The following is a 23,504-nucleotide window of genomic DNA, read 5'->3' on the forward strand; positions in this document are numbered from 1 at the left end:
GCGGGCGGGCCCCGCGCGACGTGCGAGGTGGGCACGGGGCCGCCCCTGCCGCGCTGTCCTGTCAGAGCGGACACCCGTGACCGTACGGGCTGGCGACCGCGGCTGCGCGTTCACCGTGCCGACAGAGTGAGGGCCTGCCCCGGCTGCCCTACAGGCCACACCAGTGGGTGAACTGTGCTCCCGCCCGTAACCGTGCGGGCACGGCGGCCGTCTGGCACGGCATGGGGACGACGGCTCCTGCCCACCTCCTCCGGAAAAACCCCGACGCACCCAAAGGGGTGACGCCCACGCAAGATCACCGCCGTTTGCTGCTGGTGACAGGGTCCTTACCGGCACGTCCGCCGCGGGTTCAGCGTGACTGAGGGACTTTCACCGGGAACCCACGGCGTCTTCGGCAAGCATGCTCGGAAGTGCGGTGGGTTCGGCTTTTGGTGGGCGGAGGCGGCACCTGCGGAAGGTGCCAATCATCGACGCTGAGCGATCGCGCGGTATCTCGGTTCGACAGGGCTTCCTCACCGACGCAAAACTCGTGGCCGGGGTGGTTGTCGGTGGCGGCTGCGAGGCTGGCCGGATGAACGCCGATGACGAGCAGCTGCTGCGCGGCCGGGTGTACGGCCACGACCAGGACGACCCCCACCCCGGCCCGCTGGCGCTCCAGACGTACGCCGCGCTGGTCGGCGGTCCGCTGGACGGGCTGCTGCTCGACATCACGGGCTGGCGGCCGGAAGAGATAGACGACGGCGTAGCCCTGATGACCGAACTGGGGCGGTGGCCCGGCGGCCGGGCGCTGTACGACCCGCGCCCCGGCGACCCGCGCCCGTCGGGCGGCCCGGGTGTGGTGTGCCGCTTCTACTACTCCGGCGACACGCCCTGACGCCCGCTGGCGCTCTTGCCTAAGGCCTGCCCTCGGTCAGCTGGGCGGCGGTGTTCTCGATCCACAGCAGCGTCCACTCGACTCCGGCCCGCCACCCGGGCTCCGCGCTGTCGTAGCGACCTTCGGCGTCGGCGCGGATGTTGGCGGCGAGGGCGCGCAGGTCCTTCTGCAGTCCCTGCCGCTTGGCCGCGTCCACGGCCTGGATCATCTCGTCGGTGATGTCACCGGGTCGCAGTGCGCTCATCGCCCCACCTTGGACGACGTCCCTCGCCTATGGCCATATCTCCAGGGCGCTGACCTGTGACGTGCACTGGCGATAGCGTCCTGGCTCATGACCACCACCGACACGATCGCGGCCCTGGCTCTGGCCGTCGCGGTCGTCGCTGCCGTTGCCGCCATCGGCTCCTGGAGAGCCGCGCGCAACGCCAACGGGGCCGCGCAGACCCTGTCCCGGATCGAGCAGCAGCGCCAGCACGCCGATCTCACCCCGCACTTCCGCTGCACAGTCGTGGCCAACGAGGCCCGCTCCACCGCCATGCTGCGGGTCCACCTCGAAGGCCCGCCCGGACTGCTGTCCCACGGTGCCATCGAGATCACCGCGTCCCTGCGCAACGACAACCCGCACCGCGGCGATGGGCCCCAACTCGCCGGCGGCCCGACCCCCGAAGACGTCCGCGCCCATATCTGGGGGCCGTGGAAGTTCAGCGCGGACGGCCGCGACGACACCGGCCGCACGGTTGCCCCGCAGCAGCTGGCGATCGGTGAGTGGACGCGATATGGCCTGACCCCTACCACCCCGCCGCCGTGGTCGACGACCAACACGGACGACTGGCGCCGCGACTACGCGAACGAGCCGGTGCGCCTGAGCATCACCGCCAGGTCCAAGGGCAGCGAGTGGACCGTGCCGCTGGAAGTCCCCGTCACCATCGAGATGACCTCTTGACCACGGCAGGTCAGGAGTCGGTGATGTGGTCGAAGCCGCTCAGCAGCGGCGTCAGCTCCTGAGCGCATCCGCACAGCGTGCACAGCTGCGTCCCGGGGTTCTCCGCGACGTTCAGCGCCTGCTCCACACTGAGCAGCGGCGCGCCCTGGGGTGCTTCCTCGCAGTCCGGCGCGTGCAGTACCCCGCGGGCCGGGCCCCTGCCCTCACGGACCTTCGCCAGCACCCAGCCCGAAGGCCGGCGCTCCCTGAGCACTTCGCGCACCGTCGACGTCAGCGCCGGTGGAAGGTGCTCGGTGGGGGACCTGGTCGTAGTCGACGCCGTCGACCGGCCGCACATGGTCGGGAGCCTGGACCCACACCCGGTACTCCGCCGCTTCCACGCCGCCGTCCTCGAGGTCCCGGTACGACGGCAGTCCCACGAGGTACACCCACCCCGTCTCGGTCTGTCGCCGCTTCCACAGCCGCGCGAGGACCTCCTGCTCCGGGTGCCCCAGCACCGGGTCGGCGGGCAGCACGACGCGCACCGGCACGGGTGCCGACTCGTCTGCGTCGTCGGAAGGGGGCGTCACGGTGCCTACCGTAAGCAGCCGCCGCGCTGCGCCCTTCTAGGCTCTCGGTGTCAGGCAGGCATGATCCGGTGGAGGGGGTAGGGCGTGGCGACGTACAGCGCTGATTACTTGAAGCGGCTGATGGCCGCTGTGGAGCGGTTCGAGGAGGTCTTCAGGCGTTGGATGGAGACCCAGGAGGAGTCGGACCACGTCCAAACGCGCGGGCTGTACCCCACGGTTTGGACCAAGGAGGGGCAGGACCAGGCGGCGGTCCGCGCGCTGGAGCTCGATGTTGCGGAGGCTGCGGGGGCCGCTGCGCGGGCGGTCGCCGTCACGGGGGCGAGTATGCGCGTCGCCGGGCTCGGTGTCGTTGACCCGATCGAGAACTGGTCGTTGATGTCGGCCCCGAGGGCGATCTTCACCCCCCAGGAGGTCCGTGCCACGGCGGCCAGGGTACGGGGCCGTCTGAGCACGATGATCAGCGAGGCGGAGGAGGCGGCGGAGTCAGCGACGCCGGGGTTCGCCCCGTCCGAGCTCCATGAGGTGATCTGGACGGCGGCGGCCGCGCACTGGACGACCCACCAGTACCGGGTTGCGGTGCGGGAGGCGTCGGAGGCACTGACCGTGCACTGGAAGGAACGTCTGGGCCGCAACGACGTGACCGACACCTCGTTCTGGCAGCAGACCCTCTCCGCAGGCGAACCCGAGCCCGGCAAGCCCAAGCTCGCCTGGCCCGGCCCGGCGGAGGACCAGACGACCAAGAGCATGCGCGGCGGTCTGGCGCCGCTGGCCGGCGCGCTCAACAACCTCGCGACCGGACTGAACCTCACGGTCAGGAACGTCGCGACGCACACCCGCGATGAGCTGACCGAGCAGGAGGGCATGGAGCGACTGGCCGCCTACAGCTACTTCGCCCGGCTGCTCGATCAGTGCGAGATCCGCCGCGCGAAGGAGTCCGAGGGCACGTGAGTCGTTTCCGTCGACCGACTCGATCCGTAGAGCGGGGTGCGGCCCTTCCGGCCCTGGCTCCTAGGCTCTCGGCATGACGATGACACCGGCTGAACTCGAGGCGCAGAAGGAAACGCTGGAACTCCTCAACACCGAGGCGGCCTCGCGCCTGACGCGCCAGTCGGAATCGCTGGCGAAGATCGACACCAAGACGGTGTTCCTGATCGGGTTCGCGGCCACCGCCGCGCAGTTCCTGGCGACACACAAGCACCACGACGTCCTCGCCTACTGCGCCTTCGCCGCGTACGCCGTCGCCCTGTTCACGGGAGTGCTGACGATCCGCGTGGCGGAGCACAAGGAACTGGAGCCTCCCCAGATGATCGCTGACCACGTCCACTTGCCCAAGAGTCAGGTCCTGGCCGTACTGGCGGCGTCCCGGGCGTCGATCTTCGAGGTCAATGCGCGGCGCCAGAAGCTGAAGGCCCGGTACTGGGGGATCAGCCTGTGGTCGCTGGTTGCGGGGCTTGGCCTGTCGACTGTCGCACTCCTGCTGCACACTTGAGCCCCATGAGCAACGGACAGAATCAGGGGAGTGGCCAGCCCGCTCCCGCGCCGGCCTCTCCCGCCCCGGCACCGGCACCGGCGCCGCAGCCGGACTTCGTCGCCGCCTTCACCAACACGGCGATGATCGGTTCCGACAAGAAGAGCGACACCAACCCCACGCTGAACAAGGCGGTGCGGCCGCAGGGGAACACCGAGACCCGCTGAAACACCGCCTGCACAGTCGTCGGGCCCGGTGACCGTGGTGGGCCTTCTCAGAGCAGGCGGGTGATGTGCTGCTCCCACCGGTACAGCCAGTCGTTATGCCCTTCCTCGCCGGGGGCAGGGACGTTCTGCAGGTCGTCGGGCAGGGTGATCTCTTCCAGCGCGCATGTGCCGTCGTCGAAGTAGCACGCCCACACGGCCTCGCGGGCGGCGTTGATGACGACGGCACCCACGGCGCCGTCCTTGGTGAGCGCGCCTTCGTCCACGGCGGTGCGCCCGGTCTCGATCGCCTTGCTGCTGCTGCGGAGCACCTGGACGGCCATGCCGTGTGGGTGGCTCTTGCCGGTCAGGAGGTAGAGCGCCCAGTGCGTGCCGACCGCCTCCGGCCACCGCTTGCGGGCGGCCTGACGAGTGATCCCCGAAGCGTCGCCCAGGTCCGCGTAGGAGGCGCCTGCCCGGCCCGCGCGAGTGGCGGCGTCGACGGCCAGCTCCCGCGCGGCGTCGCCGACCTCCGTGGCGACCTCCAGGTACATCAGGTGCACCGCCTTGGCGGCCGCGGACGTGGGGGCGAGCGCGTTGGGAGTGGCGGGCCCCTCGTGCTCGCTGAAACCGAGGAAGCGCATCCGCCTCTTCGTCTCGCGCCACACCAGGTCACGCACCTGCGCCCGGAAGGCGACCCGTTCCTCGATGCCCTCGCTGTCGAGCTCCCACACATCAGCCATATGACAACCATAGGGCACGCATGCAGATTGCGACAACTAAAGTTTCGAACAGGCCGGGGGGCTGGATCGCTGGACTTTATCCACAGGTAAGCCGTTCTACGGTTCGTGTCCGCTTCCGGGTGTGAGGTGCCGGGACGCACACCGAAAGGGCACGGCCGATGGCACAGACGAAGTTCGACAAGCAGGTGGAGGACACCGCCGAATCCCTCATGTTCGGCATCGGCCGGTTCCTGGCCGGCCGACCGATGGACGGGGTGAAGCGGACCGACGCGACGTTCTGGCGATCGGGCACCAGGGTCCTGCCGAAGGTCGAAGGCCGCGTCTCCCGATCCTCCTACCGCGCCGGGTGGAAGCGCCTGACCTTCCGCATCAGCGCGCTGGCCGCCGCCGGCGCGGGCGGCTACCAGGCCGGGTGGGTCCACCAGGACGCCACCGTCGCCACCGCCCAGGAGATATGGGCCGACCCGGATCCCGCGCTCGCCGCGCTGGAGCAGACCGGGATCGCCGAGGCGTCGACCGCGGCCGTCGGGACCGCCGCCTACCTCGCGCTGACCCGCAAGCGCCGGGAGCTGATGCGGGAGTGGGTGATCCCGCTGCACGAAGCCCTCGCGCTGCCGCTGAGGCTGCCGGAGCAGACCGACCCGCGCCGCTACCTCCACATCCCGCGCAACTTCTCCGAGGACGACGCGGTGATCCGCGTGGACGTGCCGGGCCGTCTGGACTTCTCCAAGGACCTGGTCGCCGACATCATCACCACCAAGCTCGCCCTGGAGGGCGTCACCTTCTCCTGGCACCTGGCGGGCCGCGAGACGTACGTGATGGTGAAGAAGACCCGCAAGCCCCCGGCCAAGGCGGCCTTCAAGGACCCCAAAGTCCGCGAGATGGTGGCCGCCGCCAAGGAGTTCGCGCCCATCATCGGGATCGGCTCCGCCGGGCGGATCGTCACCGTCGACCTGGACGCGGAGTCCCCGCACATCCTGGTCAACGCCTCCACGGGCGACGGCAAGTCGGTGACCCTGCAGTGCATCGCCTGCCAGATGCTCCACCACGGCTCGCTCGTGTTCGTCCTCGACACCAAGCGGATCTCCCACCCGTGGGCCAACGGCATCGACGGCGTCACCTACTGCCGCGACATCGCCGACATCCACGACCAGCTCATCGCCCTCGGCATGGAAGGTCGGCGCCGTACCCGCGTCGCCGACGACCTGGGCATCGACGCCGACCCCAAGGCCATCGGCCCGCGGCTGCTGATCCTCCTCGAAGAGGTCAACGCGACGATGAAGCAGCTGGCCCGCTACTGGGAGAAGATCACCAAGCACCACGGCCGCGCCCAGGTCGTCAGCGGCGGGTCCGCGCGGGAGACGCAGATCCTGTTCGAGAAGGGCGACGCCCCGCCCTCCGATGCGGACATCCGCGCCTGGTGCGCGGCCTGCGACGCGGACGACCAGGCCGACGACCTCATCGCCACCGCCCGCGCCGTCGACTCCATGTATCTGGAGTGGCGCCGCCTGCACAAAGACGGGATGCGCAAGGTCCAGCAGGACTGGAACACCCTGCACGAGCAGACCCGCGTCTGCCGGGTCTACGTCTCCAACGTCCCGCCCGGCTTCTTCCAGAATCCCGGCTTCGCCACCACCCTCATGGAGCAGATCACCGCCTTCCAGGGCACCCCCAACGACGTTGCCGAAGCCGTCGCCGCCCGCATCGCCCGCTCCCGCTTCCTCTACGAGGGCGGTCACCGCTACGTCGTCCTCATGGAAGAGTCCGTCCTGCGCTACCGCACCGCCGATCTCGAGGCGATGCGCGGGCAGCTGCGCCACCTCCTGGCCGTGATGCCGCTCGCCTCCGTCTCGCTGGGGATCATCCCATTCACCGCGCAGCGCACCGTGTGGCCGCTGGAGGCGTTCTACCTCCACGACGACACCACGGCCGTGGTGGAGACCTTGACGGCGGAGATCAAGGTGAAGCAGCCGCGCGAGCTCGCCGACTACACGAAGGCGTTCGCCGGCCTCGCGGAGATGGCCGTGCACGGCGACGCCGCCCGCCACCTCATCCGTGCCGCGATCGACGCCCTGGAGTGAAGTTCCGCAATTTCCCGCAATCTCGTTGAGGACGGAGCGGTGGCCTCCGTAGCGTCGAACGACACCGACGCACCAGCAACGGAGGCGGTGCCCCATGAGCGCACCCACACCCGCCGGCCCTCAGCCGGAAGACCGCGGTCTCCAGCCGCCCGCCTTCGGCCGGCCCTCCCCGGCGCTGATCGCCCGCGCCGACCACGGCTACGCCCGCTTCCTCGCCGTCCAGGCCCCGGACGCCGACACCGGCGACCACGACCAGGACGACGACGTGGCGGGCGCCCGATGAGCGACACCTACGTCTTGCTCCACGACCCGAAGGGCCTGATCGAGGCCGAACTCCCCCTGGACCGCGCCCCGCACGAGGCACTCGTCACCGCCGTCCTCGCGTGGAACGACCCGGATCTGGCACCCCGCGACTACGAGCAGATCGCCCTCCAGCTCACCGGGCACTCCCGCGCGGTTGCCGCCGACGTCCGGCGCCTCGCGGCCGCCCTGCCCAAGAGCGACGGCCGCGGCGCCTTCGCCGAAGTCGTCCTCCGCGAAGCCGACGGCCGCCTGTCCGCCCCGCTCAAGGGCACCGCCCGCTGCGTCCCGAACCGCGCCCCCCTCGTACAGGCCCTCTACACCCGGCTGGACCGCCTCACCGAACCCGCCCCGGCCGCCACGTAGTTCGCCGGGGGAGCGCCCCAAGATCCCAGGGCCTACACGCACACCAGTGCGATGCCGCAGCTCAGGACCCCCGGGCATCGCACCCCAGTGCGTGTAGGACCTGGCACGACGCTGCTGCGGGGGGCGACGGTTACCTTCCGGCTGGCTCCGGGCTGGAGGATGGCCAAGTGGTGCGTTGAAGCACTCAACCTGTGGCAATCTAGGTTCCGTTGGGGGGATCAACTGATGACCAATTACGCGTGCACGGCGTGTCCTTTTCAGGCTGAAGGTCTCGAAGATCTGCAGCGGCACTCACAAGAGACGGGCCACGTCGGCATCTGCAAGAGCGAGGCCGCGTCAACTGGAGGCAAGCTTTCCAAGCTCACCAAGCGTCTGGTGGTAGCTCAGGGCGTGACCCTTACTGCCCTCGGAGCCTCCATCTGGGCATGCACGTACCTGTACGCCAAGTGGCAGGTCGCAGAAGCCGAGATCGCCTACCTGAAGTCACCCAGTGGTGCAGGCCGCAACCTCAAGAACCAGGACAAGGGTCGAGACAAGGAGTGAGCCGGGTGGGGGCGAGGCCTGCGCCGCTGCTTCACCAGTCGTCGGGTGCGCTGCCCACCCACGCGATCGGCCGGCCCGCACTGTTGCGGCCCCAGTGCGGTTCCTCCATCGAGGTCTCGTGCCCGTCGGGCAACACGCAGATCCGCCCCCAGCGGCCGTGCTTGCCCGCACAGACCCCGGTGAGCCGGGGTCTGTGCGGGCAAGCACTGGCGCTGGGGGCGGACTCTGCGTGTTGCCGACGGGCACGAGACCTCGATGGTGGAACCGCTACTGGCGCCGCAACAGTGCGGGCCAGCGCGATTCGACGTGGAGTGGGCAGCGCCACCCGACGACCTGGTGAAGCAGCGGCGCCGGCCTCGCCCCCACCCGGCTCTAACTCCTTGTCTCGACCCGTGTCTTGTTCCTGAGGTTGCGGCCTGCACCACTGGGTGGACTTCAGTGTAGCGATCTCGGCTTCTGCGACATGCCACTGGCGTACAGGTACGTGCATTGCCCTGATGAGGCTCCCGGGAGGGCAGTAAGGTGTCACGCCTGAGCTACACCAGACGCTTGCGGTGAGCTTGGATATGCTGTGCCGCCATGTGACGCGCCTCGCTCTTGCTCAGATGCCGACGTCGGTCCCGTCCTCTTGTGAGTGCCGCTGCAGATCTTACGACGACCTTCAGCCTGAAAAGATCCACGCTGGTGCACGCGTAATTGGTCATCAGTTGATCTCCCCAACGGAACATAGATTGCACAGGTTGAGTGCTTCAACGCTCCACTTGGCCATCCTCAGCCCGGAGCCAGCCGAGATGTAACGTCGCCCCCCGCAGCAGCGTACGTGCCAGGTCCTACACGCACTGCGGGTGCGATGCCGGGGAGTCCTGAGCTGCGGCATCGACACTGGTGTGCGCGTGTAGGCCTGGGATCTTGGGGCGCTCGGCGATACTACGTGGCGGCCGGGGCGGTTCGGTGTAGGCGTGTCTGCCGGGTGTAGGAGGCCTGTACGAGCGCGCGCGTTCGGGACGCAGCGGGCTGGTGCCCTTGAGCGGGGCGGACAGGCGGCCGTCGCTTCGCGGAGGTCGACTTCGGCGAAGGCGCGCGGCGTCGCTCTTGGGCCGGGGCGGCCGCGAGGCGCCGGACGTCGGCGGCAACGCGCGGCGAGTGGCCGGTGAGCTGGAGGGCGATCTGCTGTAGTCGCGGGGTGCAGATCCGGGTCGTTCCACGCGAGGTCGGCGGTGACGAGTGCCTCGTGCGGTGCGCGGTCCAGGGGGGAGTTCGGCCTCGATCAGCGCCCTTCGCGGTCGTTGGAGCAAGTCGTAGGTGTCGCTCATCGGGCGCACGCCACGTCCGTCGTCTGGTCGTGGTCGCCGGTGTCGGCTCGTCCGGGCCACTGGACGGCGGAGGGAGGAAGCGGGCGTCCGTTGCCGTGGTCGGCGCGGGCGATCAGCGCCGGGGAGGGCGGCCGAAGAGCGGGCGGCTGGAGACCGCGGTCTTCCGGCTGAGGGCCGGAGGAGTGTGGGTGCGCTCATGGAGGCTCCGCCTCGTTGCCTGGTGCGTCGGTGTCGTCGACGCTACGGAGGACCCACCGCATCACGTCCTCAACGAGATTGCGGGAAATTGCGGAACTTCACTCCAGGGCGTCGATCGCGGCACGGATGAGGTGGCGGGCGGCGTCGCCGTGCACGGCCATCTCCGCGAGGCGGCGAACGCCTTCGTGTAGTCGGCGAGCTCGCGCGGCTGCTTCACCTTGATCTCCGCCGTCAAGGTCTCACCACGGCCGTGGTGTCGTCGTGGAGGTAGAACGCCTCCAGCGGCCACACGGTGCGCTGCGCGGTGAATGGGATGATCCCCAGCGAGACGGAGGCGAGCGGCATCACGGCAGGAGGTGGCGCAGCTGCCGCGCATCGCTCGAGATCGGCGGTGCGGTAGCGCAGGACGGACTCTTCCATGAGGACGACGTAGCGGTGACCGCCTCGTAGAGGAAGCGGGAGCGGGCGATGCGGGCGGCGACGGCTTCGGCAACGTCGTTGGGGGTGCCTGGAAGGCGGTGATCTGCTCCATGAGGGTGGTGGCGAAGCCGGGATTCTGGAAGAAGCGGGCGGGACGTTGGAGACGTAGACCGGCAGACGCGGGTCTGCTCGTGCAGGGTGTTCCAGTCTGCTGGACCTTGCGCATCCGTCTTTGTGCAGGCGGCGCCACTCCAGATACATGGAGTCGACGGCGCGGGCGGTGGCGATGAGGTCGTCGGCTGGTCGTCCGCGTCGCAGGCCGCGCACCAGGCGCGGATGTCCGCATCGGAGGGCGGGGCGTCGCCCTTCTCGAACAGGATCTGCGTCTCCGCGCGGACCGCCGCTGACGACTGGGCGCGGCGTGGTGCTTGGTGATCTTCTCCCGTAGCGGGCCAGCTGCTTCATCGTCGCGTTGACCTCTTCGAGGAGGATCAGCAGCGCGGGCGATGGCCTTGGGGTCGGCGTCGATGCCCAGGTCGTCGGCGACGCGGGTACGGCGCCGACCTTCCATGCGAGGGCGATGAGCTGGTCGTGGATGTCGGCGATGTCGCGGCAGTAGGTGACGCCGTCGATGCCGTTGGCCCACGGGTGGGAGATCGCTTGGTGTCGAGGACGAACACGAGCGAGCCGTGGTGGAGCATCTGGCAGGCGATGCACTGCAGGGTCACCGACTTGCGTCGCCGTGGAGGCGTTGACCAGGATGTGCGGGGACTCCGCGTCCAGGTCGACGGTGACGATCCGCCGGCGGAGCCGATCCGATGATGGGCGCGAACTCCTTGGCGGCGGCCACATCTCGCGGACTTTGGGGTCTTGAAGGCCGCTTGGCCGGGGGCTTGCGGGTCTTCTTCACCATCACGTACGTCTCGCGGCCGCCAGGTGCCAGGAGAAGGTGACGCCTCCAGGGCGAGCTTGGTGGTGATGATGTCGGCGACCAGGTCCTTGGAGAAGTCCAGACGGCCGGCACGTCCACGCGGATCACGCGTCGTCCTCGGAGAAGTTGCGCGGGATGTGGAGGTAGCGGCGCGGGTCGGTCTGCTCCGGCAGCCTCAGCGGCAGCGCGAGGGCTTCGTGCAGCGGGATCACCCACTCCGCATCAGCTCCCGGCGCTTGCGGGTCAGCGCGAGGTAGGCGGCGGTCCGACGGCCGCGGTCGACGCTCGGCGATCCGGTCTGCTCCAGCGCGGCGAGCGCGGGATCGGGTCGGCCCATATCTCTGGGCGGTGGCGACGGTGGCGTCCTGGTGGACCACCCGGCTGGTAGCCGCCGCGCGGCGGCGGCCAGCGCGCTGATGCGGAAGGTCAGGCGCTTCACCGGCGCGGTAGGAGGATCGGGAGACGCGGCCTTCGACCTTCGGCAGGACCTGGTGCCGATCGCCAGAACGTCGCGTCGGTCCGCTTCACCCGTCCATCGGTCGGCGGCCAGGAACCGGCCGATGCCGACATGAGGGATTCGGCGGTGTCTCCACTGCTTGTCGAACTTCGTCTGTGCCATCGGCCGTGCCCTTTCGGTGTGCGTCCGGCACCTCACACCCGGAAGCGGACACGAACCGTAGAACGGCTTACCTGTGGATAAAGTCCAGCGATCCAGCCCCCGGCCTGTTCGAAACTTTAGTTGTCGCAATCTGCATGCGTGCCTATGGTTGTCATATGGCTGATGTGTGGGAGCTCGACAGCGAGGGCATCGAGGAACGGGTCGCCTTCGGGCGCAGGTGCGTGACTGGTGTGGCGCGAGACGAAGAGGCGGATGCGCTTCCTCGGTTTCAGCGAGCACGAGGGGCCGCCACTCCCAACGCGCTCGCCCCACGTCCGCGGCCGCAAGGCGGTGCACCTGATGTACTGGAGGTCGCACGGAGGTCGGCGACGCCGCGCGGGAGCTGGCCGTCCGACGCCGCCACTCGCGCGGGCACGGGCAGGCGCTCCTACGCGGACTCTGGGCGACGCTTCGGGATCACTCGTCAGGCCGCCGCATAGCGGTTGGCGGAGGCGGTCGGCACGCACTGGGCGCTCTACTCCTGACCGGCAAGAGCCACCCACACGGCATGGCCGTTCAGGTGCTCCGACAGCAGCAGCAAGGCGATCGAGACCGGGCGCACCGGCGTGACGAAGGCGCGCTCTCCAAGGACGCGCCGTGGGTGCGTCGTCATCAACGCCGCCGCGACGCCGTGTGGGCGTGCTACTTCGACGACGGCACATGCGCGCTGGAAGAGATCACCCTGCCGACGACCTGCAGAACGTCCTGCCCACGGCGAGGGGAAGGGCTTAACGACTGGCTTGTGTACGGTGGTGGGAGCAGACACATCACCCGCTGCTCGTGAGAAGGCCACCACGGTCACGGGCCGACGACTAGTGCTGGCGGTGTTTCAGCGCGGTCTCGGTGTTCCCCTGCGGCGCACACGCTTGTTCGAGCGCTGGGGTGGTGTCGCTCTTCTTGTCGGAACCGTCATCGACCGTGTTGGTGTAGGCGGCGTCGCTGAAGTCCGCTAAGCGGCGCCGGTGCCGGTGCCGGGGCCGGGAGAGGCGGCGCGGGAGTGCGGGCTGGCCACTCCCTGATTCTGTCCGTGGCTCATGGGGCTCAGTGTGCAGCAGGAGTGCGTCAGTCGACAGGCAAGCCCGCAACAGCGACCACAGGCTGATCAGTACCGGGCGTCAGCTTCTGGACGCCGCGCATTGACTCGAAGATCGACGCCCGGGATCGCCGCCTTAGTACGCCAGGACCTGACTCGTGGGCAAGTGGGGTCGTGGTCAGCGATCATCTGGGGAGGCTCCAGTTCCTGTGCTCGCCCGCGGATCGTCAGCACTCCGTGTAACAGGGCGTCGGCGCGTAGCGGCGAAGGCGCCGTTGGCGAGGTGGACGTCGTAGGTGCTTGTGTGTCGCAGGTACTGCGCGGCGGTGGCCGCGAACCGATCAGGAATCACGTCTTGGTGTCGATCTCGCAGCGAGTCGACTGGCGCGTCAGGCGCGCAGGCCGTCCTCGGTGTTGAGGAGTTCCAGCGTTTCCTCTGCGCCTCGAGTTCAGCCGGTGTCATCGTCATGCCGAGTGCATAGGAGCCAGGGACGGAGGGCCGCACCCCAGCTCTACGGATCGAGTCGTGGTCGACGGAACAGACTCACGTGCCCTCGCGACTCCTTCGCGCGGCGGATCTCGCACTGACTCGAGCAGAGCCGGGCGAAGTAGCGGTAGGCGGCCACTCGCTCCATCCTCCTGCTCGGTCAGCTCATCGCGGAGTAGTGCGTCGCGTCGTTCCTGATCCGTGTGTTTCAGTCGTCGCGAGGTTGTTGAGCGCGCCGGCCAGCGGCGCCAGACCGCCGCGCATGCTCTTGGTCGTCTGGCGTCCTCACCGCCGGGCCGGGCCAGGCGAGCTTGGGCTTGCCGGGCTCGCGGGTTCGCTGCGGAGAGGGTCTGCTGCCAGAACGATTGTGTCGCGTACACGTCGTGCGCCACAGACGTTCCTTCAGTGCACGGTCAGTGCCTCGACGCCTCCCGCACCGCAACCCGGAGGTGTACTACTGGTGGGTCGTCCAGTGCGCGGCGCCGCGTCCAGATCACTCATGGAGCTCGGACGAGCGAACCCCGGCGTCGCTGACTCCGCCGCCTCTCTCCGCACTCGCTGATCATCAGTGCTCAGACGGCCCCGTACCTGGCGCCGTGGCACGGACATCTGGGCGGTAGTGAACGATCGCCCTCGGGGCCTGACATCACACGACCTGTTCTCGATCGGGAGTCTCAACGACACCGAGCCCGGCGACGCGCATACTCGCCACCGTGTCGGCGAACGCCCGCGCTAGCGGCACCCGCAGCTCCGCTACATCGAGCTCAGCGCGCGTGACCGCCGCCTGGTCCTGCCCCTCTTGTCCCAAACCGTGGGGTACAGCCGCGCGTTTGGACGTGTCTCCGGCTCTCCTGGGTCTCATCCATCGCCTGAAGACCTCCTCGAACCGCTCACAGCCGGCCATCAGCGCTTCAGTAATCAGCGCTGTACGTCGCCACGCCCTACCCCTCCACCGGATCTTGCCTGCCTGACACCGAGAGCTAGAAGGCCCGCAGCGCTGGCGGCTCATCTGCTTACGGTAGGACTCCGTGACGCCCCTTCCGACGCACGCAGACGAGTACGCGCACCCGTGCCGGTGCGCTGTCGTGCTGCCCGCGACACACGGTGCTGGGGCCACCCGGAGCTGGAGGTCCTCGCGCGGCTGTGGAAGCGGCGACAGACCGAGAACGGGTGGGTGTACCTCGTGGACTGCAGTCGTACCGGGACCTCGTGGACGGCGGCGTGGAAGCGCAGGGCGGAGTTCCGGGTGTGGTCAGGCTCGCTCGACCATGTGCGGCCGGGTCGACGGCGTCGCCTACGACCAGGTCCCCACGTGCACCTTCCTCCGCGCTGACTGTCGACGGTGCGCGAAGTGCTCAGGGAGCGCGGCCTTCGGGCTGGGGGCTGCGCGAAGGTCCGTGAGGGCAGGGGCCCGGCCCGCGCGGGTACTGCACGCGCGCGGACTGCGACGGGAAGCAACACCAGGGCGCGCCGACTGCTCAGTGTGGAGCAGGCGCTGAACGTTCGCGGAGAACCCCGGGACGCAGCTAGTGCACGCTGTGCGGATTGCGCTCAGGAGCTGACGCCGCTGCATGTGCGGCTTCGACCTACATCACGACTCTGACCTAGCGTGGTCAAGAGGTCATCTCGTTGGTGACGGGGACTGACTTCCAGCGGCACGGTCCACTCGCTGTCCCTTGGACCTGGCGCGTGATGCTCAGGCGCACCGGCTCGTTCGCGTCAGTCGCGGCGCCAGTCGTCCGTGTGGTCGTCGACCTCGGCGGCGGGGTGGTAGGGGTCAGGCCATATCGCGTCCACTCACGATCCAGCTGCTGCGCTGGCATACCGTGCGGCGGTGTCGTCGCGGCCAGTCCGCGCTGAACTTCACACGGCCCCCAGATATGGCGCGGACGTCTTCGGGGGTCGGGCCGCGGCGCGCGCGTTGGGGCCATCGCGCGGTGCGCGGTTGTCGTTGCGCAGAGGACGCGGTGATCTCGGATGCACCGTGGACAGCAGTTCCGGGCGGGCCTTCGAGGTGACCCGCAGCATGGCGGTGGAGCGGGCCTCGTTGGCCACGACTGTGCAGCGGAAGTGCGGGGTGAGATCGGCGTGCTGGCGCTGCTGCACTCGATCCGGGACAGGGTCTGACGCGCGCGCCCGTTGGCGTGCGCGCGGCTCTCCAGGAGCCGATGGGCGGACAACTGGCAGCGACGACGCGACGGCCAGAGCAGGGCCGCGATCGTCGTCGGTGGTGGTCATGTAGCTGGACGCTATCGCCAGTGCACGTCACAGGTCAGCGCCTGGAGATATGGCCATAGGCGAGGGACGTCGTCCAATGGTGGGGCGATGATAGCAGCACTGCGACCGGTGACATCACCGACGAGATGAGCCAGGCGTGGACGCGGCAAGCGGCAGGACTGCAGAAGGACCTGACGCGCCCTCGCCGCAACATCCGCGCGACGCGAAGGTCGACTACGACAGCGCGGAGCCCGGGTGGCGGGCCGGAGTCGAGTGGACGCTGCTGTGGATCGAGATACTCCGCCGCCAGCGTGACCGAGGGCAGGCTTAGCAGAGCGCCAGCGGGCGTCAGGGCGTGTCGTCCGGAGTAGTCGAAGCGGCACACCACACCGGGCCGACCCGATCGGGCGCGGGTCGCCGGGGCGCGGTGGTCGTACAGCGCCGGCCGCGGGCACGCCGCCACCAGTTCGGTCATCAGGGCTACGCCGTCGTCTATCTCTTCGGCCGCCAGCCGTGATGTCGAGCAGCAGCCGTCAGGGACGCCGACAGCGCGGCGTACGTCTGGAGCGCCAGCGGGCCGGCGGTGGGGGTGTCCTGGTCGTGGCGTCACCCGGCCGCGCAGCAGTGCTCGTCATCGGCGTTCATCGGCAGCTCGAGCCGCCACGACACACCGGCACGAGTTTTGCGTCGGTGAGGAAGCCTGTCGAACGAGATACCGCGCGATCGCTCAGCGTCGATGATTGGCACCTTCGCAGGTGCGCTCCGCCACCAAACAGCGAACCACCGCACTCCGAGCCTGCTTGCGAAGACGCGTGGGTTCCGGTGAAAGTCCTCAGTCACGCTGAACCGCGGCGGACGTGCCGGTAAGGACCCTGTCACCAGCGCAACGGCGGTGATCTTGCGTGGGCGTCACCCCTTTGGGTGCGTCGGGGTTTTTCGGAGGAGGTGGGCAGGAGCCGTCGTCCCATGCCGTGCAGACGGCCGCCGTGCCCGCACGGTTACGGGCGGGAGCACAGTTCACCCACTGGTGTGGCCTGTAGGGCAGCCGGGGCAGGCCCTACTCTGTCGGCACGGTGAACGCGCAGCCGCGGTCGCCAGCCGTACGGTCACGGGTGTCCGCTCTGACAGGACAGCGCGGCAGGGGCGGCCCGTGCCACCTCGCACGTCTGCGCGGGGCCCGCGCTCAACGACAAACAGCTGCTGTCTTCCAGGCGGCCGCGGTTGGCGGCCCGGGGCGTGCGGGACGGGGCGCTGCGTTCGGCATCGCATCTCCGGCTGCCGGCCATGCAGCGTCGCGGCCCTGGATATGCCGCGTTGTCAACGCCGGCGGCGCGCGGGTCCTGGCTGGTTCCGGCGCGCGCTGTGTGAGCGTGGCGGGCCGCGGCTCAGTCAGGTATGGTGGTGTGGGGTGTCAGTGGCGGCCTCCGTGGCGACCCCCGGAGTGGTCGTCGACGAAGCGGCCGCGGTCGTTGCGCAGGGTGGCGGTGATGTCGCGGTCGTTGTTCACAGTAGGGGCGGCGGTCTGGAAGAGGTCGGTGCGGGGTCGCGGCCCTCTCGGTGTGGATCGGACTGTGGCGCGGCCGTTTAGGTGGAAGCGGCGACGGTGTAGGTGTGCCCGGACTCGTCGTGAGAGTCCAGCCCTTGAGGTTGATCTCTCGCGGGTGGGGTTGGTGAGTTCCACCCACTGCCGTTCAGGGAACGGTTGGAGCGGTCGTCGCGTCGGGGAGTCGTACTGGACGCGAGAGATCTCCACTTCGCGCGGTCGTGGTCGGCCGCGGACGCGGCAGCGTCACTGCCGCGACCGTGCGCTGGCCGCGCGCGCGGTGGCAGCCAGACGGCGGGCGGTGACGGAAACGGAAACAAACACAGGCGTCCCCTGCATGGTGCGGGGCGCCTCACAAGCAGCCATCACAGACGGTGGGGGTCGGTGCCAGTTGCGGGTGGCGCGGCTGGCCGCACCCGCACTCTGCCCACGCGTGCGCCGGTGTGTCGGAAACAGCATAGTGTTACTGGTTGACCGCATTTCTGTGACTCTCGACGGCACTGCCATGCATGCCGGACGTGCGCAAGTGACGCTCAGCAGGCCACGAGCCGTTGCGACAGTTGGCTGCGGCTGCGTCTTCGCATGCCCACCACCCTGGGTCGTACGGGCCGTCACCCAAAGTGAGTACAGCAATGTTCAGCGGCAGCGTCATTCGTCGTCGAGTACGGCTGAGCCAACGCTGGCCGCGCGCCATCGAGGTGGGCGCACGCGGTGGTGATTTTGGTGAGCCGGCCGGGCATTGGATCCGCGCCCAGCTGACCGAGGGGGCTTGCCGGAGCAACGGAGTGGTCAGCGATCTCGAGGCCTGGTGGTTCCTGCAGTTGGCGAGACGTGGCGGCCGTGGAGCCGGTTGGCATCGACGACAGCAACCGCCTGCACGTGCGATGCTCAAGCCCGCTGGCGCACCCAGGCCGGCTGATCGGCGCTGCGCTGACCGCGCGCGTCAACGAGGTGTCGCCCGGTCGAAGGTCGCGGGCATCGTCGTACAGGCTGTTCCAGTGCTCTCCCGGGATCATCCGGGACGGCGGCCCGACATCGTGGGCGAGGACCTCGCCGGTCAGGTGGAACGGTCATGCTCGGCGCTCAGGGACAGGAACTGTGCACGTGGCGATCGGCCGGGCCGGGAGGAAGCTGCGGCGCGCACCTGAGATCTGGCCGGATCCGCGAGCTGATCGGGCGAACAGTGCGCATCACCGTGGTCTCCAGCACGCTGCTGCCGTCGTGGTCCTCGTCACAGTCTGCCTCGGTCACCGAACGGCAGGCCGTCGAGGACGTTCTGCTGCAGACCTGGCACGACGCGGTCGATCCTCGGCTTCTGCGGGCGGTCGTGATCATCCCATCGGTGCCGGATAGCGCGGAACGCGCTGGTCGGGCAGCGTTGGGGCTTGCGGAGGGGTGCGGCGGTCGCAGTGCTGGTGAGTTCGCGGCGCAGCTCGCCCCGGCCTGGGACGTAGAGGGTCTGGTAGATCGTCTCGTGCGACACGTGCATCTCGGTGGTCGGGGGAAGTGCAGGCGCAGGCTCGGCTGATTGCTCGGGACTCATTCGTCAGCCATGACTGGATGGTGTCACGTAGCTGCAGGTTCGCTGCGATCTTCGCTTGAGGCGGGGGCCGCCGGGCCGTGCTCGGGCGTGGCGGTGTGGCCGGTACTGGCCGTTCACAGGGTGCGGTTGCGGCGGATCTCCCGGCTAACGGGCAAAGCCAGATGGTTGCGATCTCGGCCGCCCGGAGGGCGACCGACTGGTGTCTGGAGACGCGGTCACCGCGCTGGCGTTGCGATCTCGGCCGCCCCGGAGGCGACGCCACGACTTCTCAGCATCTTCAGTCCGCGCACAAGGTTGCGATCTCGGCGCCCCGGAGGGCGACCGCCACAACCATGGTGGTGCCGGGTACGAAGCTGACTCGGTGTTGCGATCTCGGCCGCCCGGAGGGCGACGCCCACCCGGGCGCCCTCCTCACCCGCCCAGTCGTCCATGTTGCGACGACAACGACTGACGCCACCGCCGAGACCGGGCGGTGGCCCGGAATTGAAACCGCTCAGACTGGCCCAGATTCAGCCGTTGCGACAGGGGGGAGGAGGCCCGGTCAATGCAGCCTGGACGTCCTCTGCGGAACACCCCCACAGTGTGGGGAGGAGCGCTCCGACACGGTCAGCACGGGGCGGAGGCGGAACACCACCACAAGGTGGGGGAGGAGGAAAGCGCCGCGTTCACCCGGTGACTGCCCGGACACCCCACAGGTGGGGGGAGAGAATCGGCGGCGGCCGTTCTCATCCGGGTGGAACACCACAGCGTGGGGAGGAGGTGCGCAGGGCCTCGACCATGCGGGGGGTGGGCGGACACACCCACAAGCGTGGGGAGGAGGCTTTGCGACCTGGGCGATGGTAGCGGTTTGCGGTCTTTGCTTTCTAATGTGAGGGCGATGCTGCGGAGTCCGGCGCGTAGGCTCGGCCGCGGCCGATCGGTGAGGATCGCGTCGCGGACCTTGTCACGTCGGTGATCACGGGTCTCTTCGAAACGGTCCCAGTGCGATGCGGTGACGTCCGGGTTGGAACGGCGCGGTGCCGGCGTCGCGGTGTGTGTGCAGGGCGAGTGGCGGGGCGCGGAGGATGGTGCCGACGTCCAGGCGTTCGCGGTGGCCCGGGCCAGCACCAGTCTTCGGTGCTGCCGGTCCGCGGGATCCGCGACGGCGGGGGCGTCTTCGGCACGGGACGGCTGCGCGCGAGCTGTTTCGCACGCTTGCGGTGTCTGCGGTCCGGTCGTTCTTCGACTGCCGGACCGGGTTCGCGGCGATCGGTAGGCGACGGGCACGCCGGGACGCAGCGCGGCGAGGGAAGCGGGTCATGTCCTTGCTGACGGGCTGGGTGAAGCCTGTGGGGAGACGGTCGAGGCGGGGGTTCGGTGCGGGTCTGGGCCAGGACTGGATTCCGGCGGGGGTCTCGTCGATGCGGAAGAGGAGTCGCCGGTGGCGCGGGCGGTGGCGCCAAGTGGTCGGGCGGAGCGCATGAGGGGTCGTGGAGGCGGTCCCGTCATCGAGGACATCGAGAGCGTGCGGTTTCGGGTGTCGATGCGGAGCGGGGAGCCAGGCCGTGCGGGTTTAGGGGTTCGGTGGTGGGTGGTCATGCGCGGTCTCTGGTGGTCGGCGAGGGCGTTGAGCACTGCGTTCCGTCTCGGCGCACGGTCGCAGGTGGCGGGGTGGTGACGTATTCGGTTCGGGGCGGTGGGGCGCGGGTGGTGGGGGTGGAAGCTGACGGCTGGTCGTTGAGGACGCTGCGTGCCGGCGCTTCTTCGTGGGGGGTGTGGTCGTAGGCGAAGACGACGGGGGACGGTGTCGGCGCCGTAGGGGCGGGTGCGGTGCAGGGGCATGGTGTCGAGGAGCGTGGCGGCGTCGTCTACGACGGGGCTGACCGTGACAGGGCGGCGGGCGGGCAGGCGCGGCGGCCGAGGTAGAGGGGCAGCGGGGGCGGCGCAGCGCGGTGGCGGCCTCGGTGATGAGGGCCGGGTCGGGGTGGTCGACGGCGACGGTGAACGCGGCGTCGGCGAGGTAGTGGCGGCGGGTGACGATCGTGGCCGTGCCTTCTTCCTTCCGGTCGCCCTTGGCGGTGGGGACGGTGAGGTGTTGGGGAGGCCGCGCCGATGGTGTGGAAGTCGACGAGGCGCTGGCCGGGCGGTCGACACGGATCGTGAACCGCAGGCGGTCAGGTCGGTGATGTCGGCGCTGCGGGGGCGGCCGTGCGCGGCGGCGAGGAGACCGATGAGGGCGGAGCGGGGTGGGCCGGGTATGGGTGTCGCGTTCGGTGAACTGGGAGTGCTCGCCGAAGGATCATCAGCGGTCCGGACAGGTGGATGACGATGCCGGGCATGGTCTTCTTCCGTTCGGGCCGCCGCCCCCGTGGGGCATGCGGGTGCGGCGGGCGGTGGGAACCCCCACGGGCGTGGGGAGCCGGAGGTCAGGCGTTGTACGGGCCGAACAGGGCATCGACCGCGGCGGCGGTGAGCTCCTTGAAGGAGTCGGCGCGGTCGCCGAGGCCGGTCAGGTTCTCGCCGTCGGCGATCGTGGCGTGTCCGCTGTAGGCGACATCGTCGGTGCCGACGAGCCGGTTGACGGCGCTGGCGTAGCGGGCGAGGGCGAGCGGGGACGGGGCAGCGAAGCGCCGCCTCGTCAGCCTGGACGGGCCGCTCGAACGCGGCCGCGTAGTTGACGGGGCTGGTCGGTGCGACGGTGAAGTGGACGAGGTCAGGGATGGTGTGCGGGGCGGTGCCGTTCTTCTTCGCCTGCGGGAGGATGCGGATGAACCCGCGGGTGAACGCGTCGACTAGGGCGCGGGCGGTGGTGGTGTCGCCGGCCAGATGGGTGTCGTTGAGGAGTTCGTCGAGGTCGAGGACGGCGTACCGGTAGAAAACGCCGGTGGCGTACTCGGCGTGGTTCATGTGGCCGCTGCGGATTCGTCGCTGTCGTGGGTGACGTCGTCCACGGCGGTGAAGAAGTCGGGCTGGCGGCGGGCGGCATGGGTGGTGAAGCCGTGGGCCATCTGCGGGCGGCGTCGACCCCGGCGCCGGGCAGCTCGGACAGCATGCGGCCGAACAGGGCGATGCTGCCGTTGATGGACTTGATGATGTCGATGACCTCGGCGGCCGGCACCCCGGGCTTGGGGTTCTTCGCGCTCGACTGGGCCGCCTTCTCCACCTCGTTGCGGTAGGTCTCGCACAGGTCGGCGAGCTTCTCGCCTGTCGAGGCCGGGACGAACAGCAGCGACTTGGTGCCCTTGTCGTCCAGGGCGAGCCGACCTTGTCGGTCTTTGACTTCTTCGCGACCGAGTCGAGGACCTGTGCGGCGGCAGCGGCCGCGAGTTCGTCGTCCCAGCCGCGCGTGATCAGCGCATCCTTGACCAGGGTGGCGATGCGGCGGGTCCGGACGGCCTCGATACCGGTGGACTCCTCGACGAACTCGCGCAGCGGACGGCCAGGGACTGGGAGGAGATTCGGATCCGGGTCGCGCCACGAGGTGAGGGTTTTCGGCGCACCGAGGTCGTCACGATTGAGGTTGGCGTACGGGATGGTCTGCACCGCGTGCAGGGTCAGGAACGGCATCGGTCTACTTCTCGCTTCGGTACGGACGGTACGGGCAAGGTGGGTGTAGTAGGCGGTCGACCAGCGCAGCGCGGCGGCGTCGCGGGCCTGGTCGCGGTCCCAGCCGCTCAGGTCGTGCAGCAGGACGGCCCAGTCGGGCAGCAGCCGCCCGGATGCCACGCGACGCAGGAGGCCGGGCAGGGTGGTGTGTGCAGGCCGGTGAGATCCTCACGGGCGAGGGACTGCAGCCGTCGCGCGGAAGGCCCTTCGGGGTCGTCCTCACCCGCACACCTGGGGCATCGAGCGCGGCGAGGACGCCGCCGAGGTTCCGCCCGTACAGCCGCTCACCCCAGGTCAGCGCCGCTGCCTCCTCGACGCTTTGGCCATCGGTGACCAAGTGGTCCTTGGCGGGCTTGGCTCGCGGGTCATACAGGGCAACGAGCCCGGCAACCGAGTAGTGCGCCCACTCCTCCGCCTGGGCCGGCATCTCCGGATGTGCCGGGCCACGTACCGGTGTGCACGGACGGCTTCAGCGGGGTCCGGCCGACAGCCGACCGGATCGCTGCCCGGCCCGGTATCCCGGCGGCACACAGCGACGATCTTGCACAAACCGATCCGCCTGCGCCAAGCGGTCCCGCTCGGCCCGCCCCTGGCAGGCTCGCTGCTGCTCATGCGGCGTTCCCTTCCCTGGTCGGTCTTCACTGAGCCGGTACGCAACGCCGACAGCACCTTGCGCCGGTGCACGACCGCGGCCCGCACGGTGCGCGGATCGTCAGCGTCGGCGGCCTCACGGGTCAGCCGGTCGTACACATCGAGCGCGATCCGCCCGAACGCCTCCGGCGCGCTGTCCACTCCCCGCCGCCGAGGATCTCCCAGAACGCGGCCTCGGCCCGCGGCCAGTACCCGGCCTCGGCCGCCTTCCCCCACGGCGACGGCGGCACCTTCCCCCCAGCCGGGACGGCCGTCTCCTTCCACACCGAATCCAGCGCCACACCAGCCGCGACCCGGCAAGCTCCGCCCGCTCCCGCACCACCGCGATCCGCGCCGTGTTCGCCGCCTCCTCCTCGCGCAGCGCCACGAGCACGGGCGGGGTCGCCGACCGGTACCAGCCGACCTCACCGCCGCCCTTCTCCGGCTCTGCTCGAACCCGTACGCCGTCACCCCCACATGTGTGAGCACGGTCGCGGGGACGTCGTGGATCGCGTCCATGATCAGCGGTCGCCGCGCGACCGCACCGGGTTGGCGTGCAGCAGCAGCCATCCAGGTCACGGAACAAGGACCGCCCGACCTGGGCCCGCTGCGGATACGGCGTGCCCTTCTCGCTCTCCCGCCACATCACGTACGGATCCCGCACCGCGGAAGAGTGTCGGCCACGCCCACGACACGTACAAGTCGCTGGCACTCGAACGCTCGTCGTCCGGGACCAGCAGCAGAGCGTGCTGCGCGCGCGCCGTCAGCAGACTCACCGGCCCGGCCGCCTCCGGCAGGGTGCCGTCCGGGTCGGGCAGCACGTCCGCCTCCCACGGCGCCAGGTCCGCGTCCACTC

General features: G+C 69.6%; 19 protein-coding genes and 4 pseudogenes. 11 read left to right on the forward strand and 12 right to left on the reverse strand.

Annotation, left to right across the window (positions count from 1 at the left end; translation table 11 throughout):
* The first annotated feature begins 571 nt into the window (after positions 1–571).
* Positions 572–874 (forward strand): hypothetical protein, encoded by a 303-nt coding sequence (locus ABD858_RS35265; protein ID WP_345045509.1) that lies wholly within the window; start codon positions 572–574, stop codon positions 872–874.
* Between the two features lie 19 nt (positions 875–893).
* Here ABD858_RS35265 and ABD858_RS35270 read toward each other — a convergent pair whose 3' ends face one another.
* Positions 894–1,118 carry a hypothetical protein gene (locus ABD858_RS35270; protein ID WP_345045512.1) on the reverse strand — a complete coding sequence of 75 codons (225 nt, stop codon included), beginning with the start codon at positions 1,116–1,118 and terminating at the stop codon, positions 894–896.
* 87 nt (positions 1,119–1,205) lie between these two features.
* On the opposite strand from ABD858_RS35270, the gene ABD858_RS35275 reads away from it, so the two are divergent.
* Positions 1,206–1,817: a hypothetical protein gene (locus ABD858_RS35275; RefSeq protein ID WP_345045514.1), complete on the forward strand. Its 612-nt coding sequence runs from the start codon at positions 1,206–1,208 to the stop codon at positions 1,815–1,817.
* Positions 1,818–1,827: 10 nt separating this feature from the next.
* Here the strand turns inward: ABD858_RS35275 and ABD858_RS35280 are convergent.
* Positions 1,828–2,347 (reverse strand): annotated as a pseudogene (locus tag ABD858_RS35280) (DUF6233 domain-containing protein).
* Between the two features lie 123 nt (positions 2,348–2,470).
* On the opposite strand from ABD858_RS35280, the gene ABD858_RS35285 reads away from it, so the two are divergent.
* From ABD858_RS35285 to ABD858_RS35295, 3 genes are all read left to right on the forward strand, one after another.
* Positions 2,471–3,334, forward strand: coding sequence for a TIGR02391 family protein (locus ABD858_RS35285; RefSeq protein ID WP_345045517.1), 864 nt, complete (start codon positions 2,471–2,473; stop codon positions 3,332–3,334).
* A 73-nt stretch (positions 3,335–3,407) separates the two neighbouring features.
* Positions 3,408–3,875, forward strand: coding sequence for a hypothetical protein (locus ABD858_RS35290; protein WP_345045519.1), 468 nt, complete (start codon positions 3,408–3,410; stop codon positions 3,873–3,875).
* A 5-nt stretch (positions 3,876–3,880) separates the two neighbouring features.
* On the forward strand, positions 3,881–4,081 hold the full coding sequence (locus ABD858_RS35295) for a hypothetical protein (protein ID WP_345045522.1): 201 nt from the start codon (positions 3,881–3,883) through the stop codon (positions 4,079–4,081).
* A 47-nt stretch (positions 4,082–4,128) separates the two neighbouring features.
* Here the strand turns inward: ABD858_RS35295 and ABD858_RS35300 are convergent, their stop codons facing one another.
* Positions 4,129–4,800, reverse strand: coding sequence for a hypothetical protein (locus tag ABD858_RS35300; protein ID WP_345045524.1), 672 nt, complete (start codon positions 4,798–4,800; stop codon positions 4,129–4,131).
* A gap of 1,169 nt (positions 4,801–5,969) precedes the next feature.
* Here ABD858_RS35300 and ABD858_RS35305 point away from each other — a divergent pair.
* The 4 genes from ABD858_RS35305 (at position 5,970) to ABD858_RS35320 (ending at position 8,090) form a co-directional block, all read left to right on the forward strand.
* Positions 5,970–6,881 carry a DUF5753 domain-containing protein gene (locus ABD858_RS35305; protein WP_425586374.1) on the forward strand — a complete coding sequence of 304 codons (912 nt, stop codon included), beginning with the start codon at positions 5,970–5,972 and terminating at the stop codon, positions 6,879–6,881.
* Between the two features lie 94 nt (positions 6,882–6,975).
* Positions 6,976–7,164, forward strand: coding sequence for a hypothetical protein (locus ABD858_RS35310; RefSeq protein ID WP_345045526.1), 189 nt, complete (start codon positions 6,976–6,978; stop codon positions 7,162–7,164).
* Positions 7,161–7,547, forward strand: coding sequence for a DUF6415 family natural product biosynthesis protein (locus ABD858_RS35315; RefSeq protein ID WP_345045529.1), 387 nt, complete (start codon positions 7,161–7,163; stop codon positions 7,545–7,547). The genes ABD858_RS35310 and ABD858_RS35315 overlap by 4 nt, the downstream gene beginning before the upstream one ends.
* Positions 7,548–7,772: 225 nt before the next feature.
* Positions 7,773–8,090, forward strand: a complete 318-nt coding sequence (locus tag ABD858_RS35320) for a hypothetical protein (protein WP_345045531.1) — start codon at positions 7,773–7,775, stop codon at positions 8,088–8,090.
* 1,609 nt (positions 8,091–9,699) lie between these two features.
* Here the strand turns inward: ABD858_RS35320 and ABD858_RS35325 are convergent.
* The 4 genes and pseudogenes from ABD858_RS35325 to ABD858_RS35340 form a co-directional block, all read right to left on the reverse strand.
* A pseudogene (locus ABD858_RS35325) lies at positions 9,700–10,486 on the reverse strand (Scr1 family TA system antitoxin-like transcriptional regulator).
* Positions 10,487–11,160: 674 nt separating this feature from the next.
* Positions 11,161–11,571 carry a hypothetical protein gene (locus ABD858_RS35330; protein WP_345045534.1) on the reverse strand — a complete coding sequence of 137 codons (411 nt, stop codon included), beginning with the start codon at positions 11,569–11,571 and terminating at the stop codon, positions 11,161–11,163.
* 514 nt (positions 11,572–12,085) lie between these two features.
* A complete protein-coding gene (locus ABD858_RS35335; protein WP_345045537.1) occupies positions 12,086–12,223 on the reverse strand; it encodes a hypothetical protein in 138 nt (45 codons plus the stop codon).
* A 2,770-nt stretch (positions 12,224–14,993) separates the two neighbouring features.
* Positions 14,994–15,236, reverse strand: a complete 243-nt coding sequence (locus tag ABD858_RS35340) for a hypothetical protein (RefSeq protein ID WP_345045539.1) — start codon at positions 15,234–15,236, stop codon at positions 14,994–14,996.
* A gap of 268 nt (positions 15,237–15,504) precedes the next feature.
* On the opposite strand from ABD858_RS35340, the gene ABD858_RS35345 reads away from it, so the two are divergent.
* Positions 15,505–15,678, forward strand: coding sequence for a hypothetical protein (locus ABD858_RS35345; protein ID WP_345045542.1), 174 nt, complete (start codon positions 15,505–15,507; stop codon positions 15,676–15,678).
* Positions 15,679–18,121: 2,443 nt separating this feature from the next.
* Here ABD858_RS35345 and ABD858_RS35350 read toward each other — a convergent pair.
* From ABD858_RS35350 to ABD858_RS37080, 3 genes and pseudogenes are all read right to left on the reverse strand, one after another.
* A complete protein-coding gene (locus tag ABD858_RS35350; RefSeq protein WP_345045816.1) occupies positions 18,122–18,373 on the reverse strand; it encodes a hypothetical protein in 252 nt (83 codons plus the stop codon).
* A gap of 1,612 nt (positions 18,374–19,985) precedes the next feature.
* The gene (locus tag ABD858_RS37075) at positions 19,986–20,582 is read right to left on the reverse strand and encodes a type I-E CRISPR-associated protein Cas5/CasD (RefSeq protein WP_425586375.1); all 597 of its coding nucleotides are present in this window, start codon (positions 20,580–20,582) and stop codon (positions 19,986–19,988) included.
* A 524-nt stretch (positions 20,583–21,106) separates the two neighbouring features.
* Positions 21,107–21,420 (reverse strand): annotated as a pseudogene (locus ABD858_RS37080) (type I-E CRISPR-associated protein Cas7/Cse4/CasC); the annotation flags it as partial.
* Here ABD858_RS37080 and ABD858_RS35355 point away from each other — a divergent pair.
* The gene (locus ABD858_RS35355; protein ID WP_345045544.1) at positions 21,346–21,588 is read left to right on the forward strand and encodes a hypothetical protein; all 243 of its coding nucleotides are present in this window, start codon (positions 21,346–21,348) and stop codon (positions 21,586–21,588) included. The pseudogene ABD858_RS37080 and the gene ABD858_RS35355 sit on opposite strands and share 75 nt — an antisense overlap.
* Here ABD858_RS35355 and ABD858_RS37085 read toward each other — a convergent pair.
* Both ABD858_RS37085 and ABD858_RS35360 read right to left on the reverse strand, forming a co-directional pair.
* A pseudogene (locus ABD858_RS37085) lies at positions 21,486–21,890 on the reverse strand (hypothetical protein); the annotation flags it as partial. The gene ABD858_RS35355 and the pseudogene ABD858_RS37085 overlap by 103 nt on opposite strands.
* A 1,333-nt stretch (positions 21,891–23,223) precedes the next feature.
* On the reverse strand, positions 23,224–23,502 hold the full coding sequence (locus ABD858_RS35360; RefSeq protein WP_345045546.1) for a hypothetical protein: 279 nt from the start codon (positions 23,500–23,502) through the stop codon (positions 23,224–23,226).
* Positions 23,503–23,504: the final 2 nt, after the last annotated feature.

The organism is Streptomyces sannanensis, from assembly GCF_039536205.1.
In the GTDB taxonomy this organism is placed as follows: domain Bacteria; phylum Actinomycetota; class Actinomycetes; order Streptomycetales; family Streptomycetaceae; genus Streptomyces; species Streptomyces sannanensis.

Bases quoted from the DNA above. Each gene is read 5' to 3' on its own strand.
- ABD858_RS35265 (WP_345045509.1), top strand. From the start codon at position 572: ATGAACGCCGATGACGAGCAGCTGCTGCGCGGCCGGGTGTACGGCCAC.
- ABD858_RS35270 (WP_345045512.1), bottom strand. From the start codon at position 1,118: ATGAGCGCACTGCGACCCGGTGACATCACCGACGAGATGATCCAGGCC.
- ABD858_RS35275 (WP_345045514.1), top strand. From the start codon at position 1,206: ATGACCACCACCGACACGATCGCGGCCCTGGCTCTGGCCGTCGCGGTC.
- ABD858_RS35290 (WP_345045519.1), top strand. From the start codon at position 3,408: ATGACGATGACACCGGCTGAACTCGAGGCGCAGAAGGAAACGCTGGAA.
- ABD858_RS35295 (WP_345045522.1), top strand. From the start codon at position 3,881: ATGAGCAACGGACAGAATCAGGGGAGTGGCCAGCCCGCTCCCGCGCCG.
- ABD858_RS35300 (WP_345045524.1), bottom strand. From the start codon at position 4,800: ATGGCTGATGTGTGGGAGCTCGACAGCGAGGGCATCGAGGAACGGGTC.
- ABD858_RS35305 (WP_425586374.1), top strand. From the start codon at position 5,970: ATGGAAGGTCGGCGCCGTACCCGCGTCGCCGACGACCTGGGCATCGAC.
- ABD858_RS35310 (WP_345045526.1), top strand. From the start codon at position 6,976: ATGAGCGCACCCACACCCGCCGGCCCTCAGCCGGAAGACCGCGGTCTC.
- ABD858_RS35315 (WP_345045529.1), top strand. From the start codon at position 7,161: ATGAGCGACACCTACGTCTTGCTCCACGACCCGAAGGGCCTGATCGAG.
- ABD858_RS35320 (WP_345045531.1), top strand. From the start codon at position 7,773: ATGACCAATTACGCGTGCACGGCGTGTCCTTTTCAGGCTGAAGGTCTC.
- ABD858_RS35330 (WP_345045534.1), bottom strand. From the start codon at position 11,571: ATGGCACAGACGAAGTTCGACAAGCAGTGGAGACACCGCCGAATCCCT.
- ABD858_RS35335 (WP_345045537.1), bottom strand. From the start codon at position 12,223: ATGACGACGCACCCACGGCGCGTCCTTGGAGAGCGCGCCTTCGTCACG.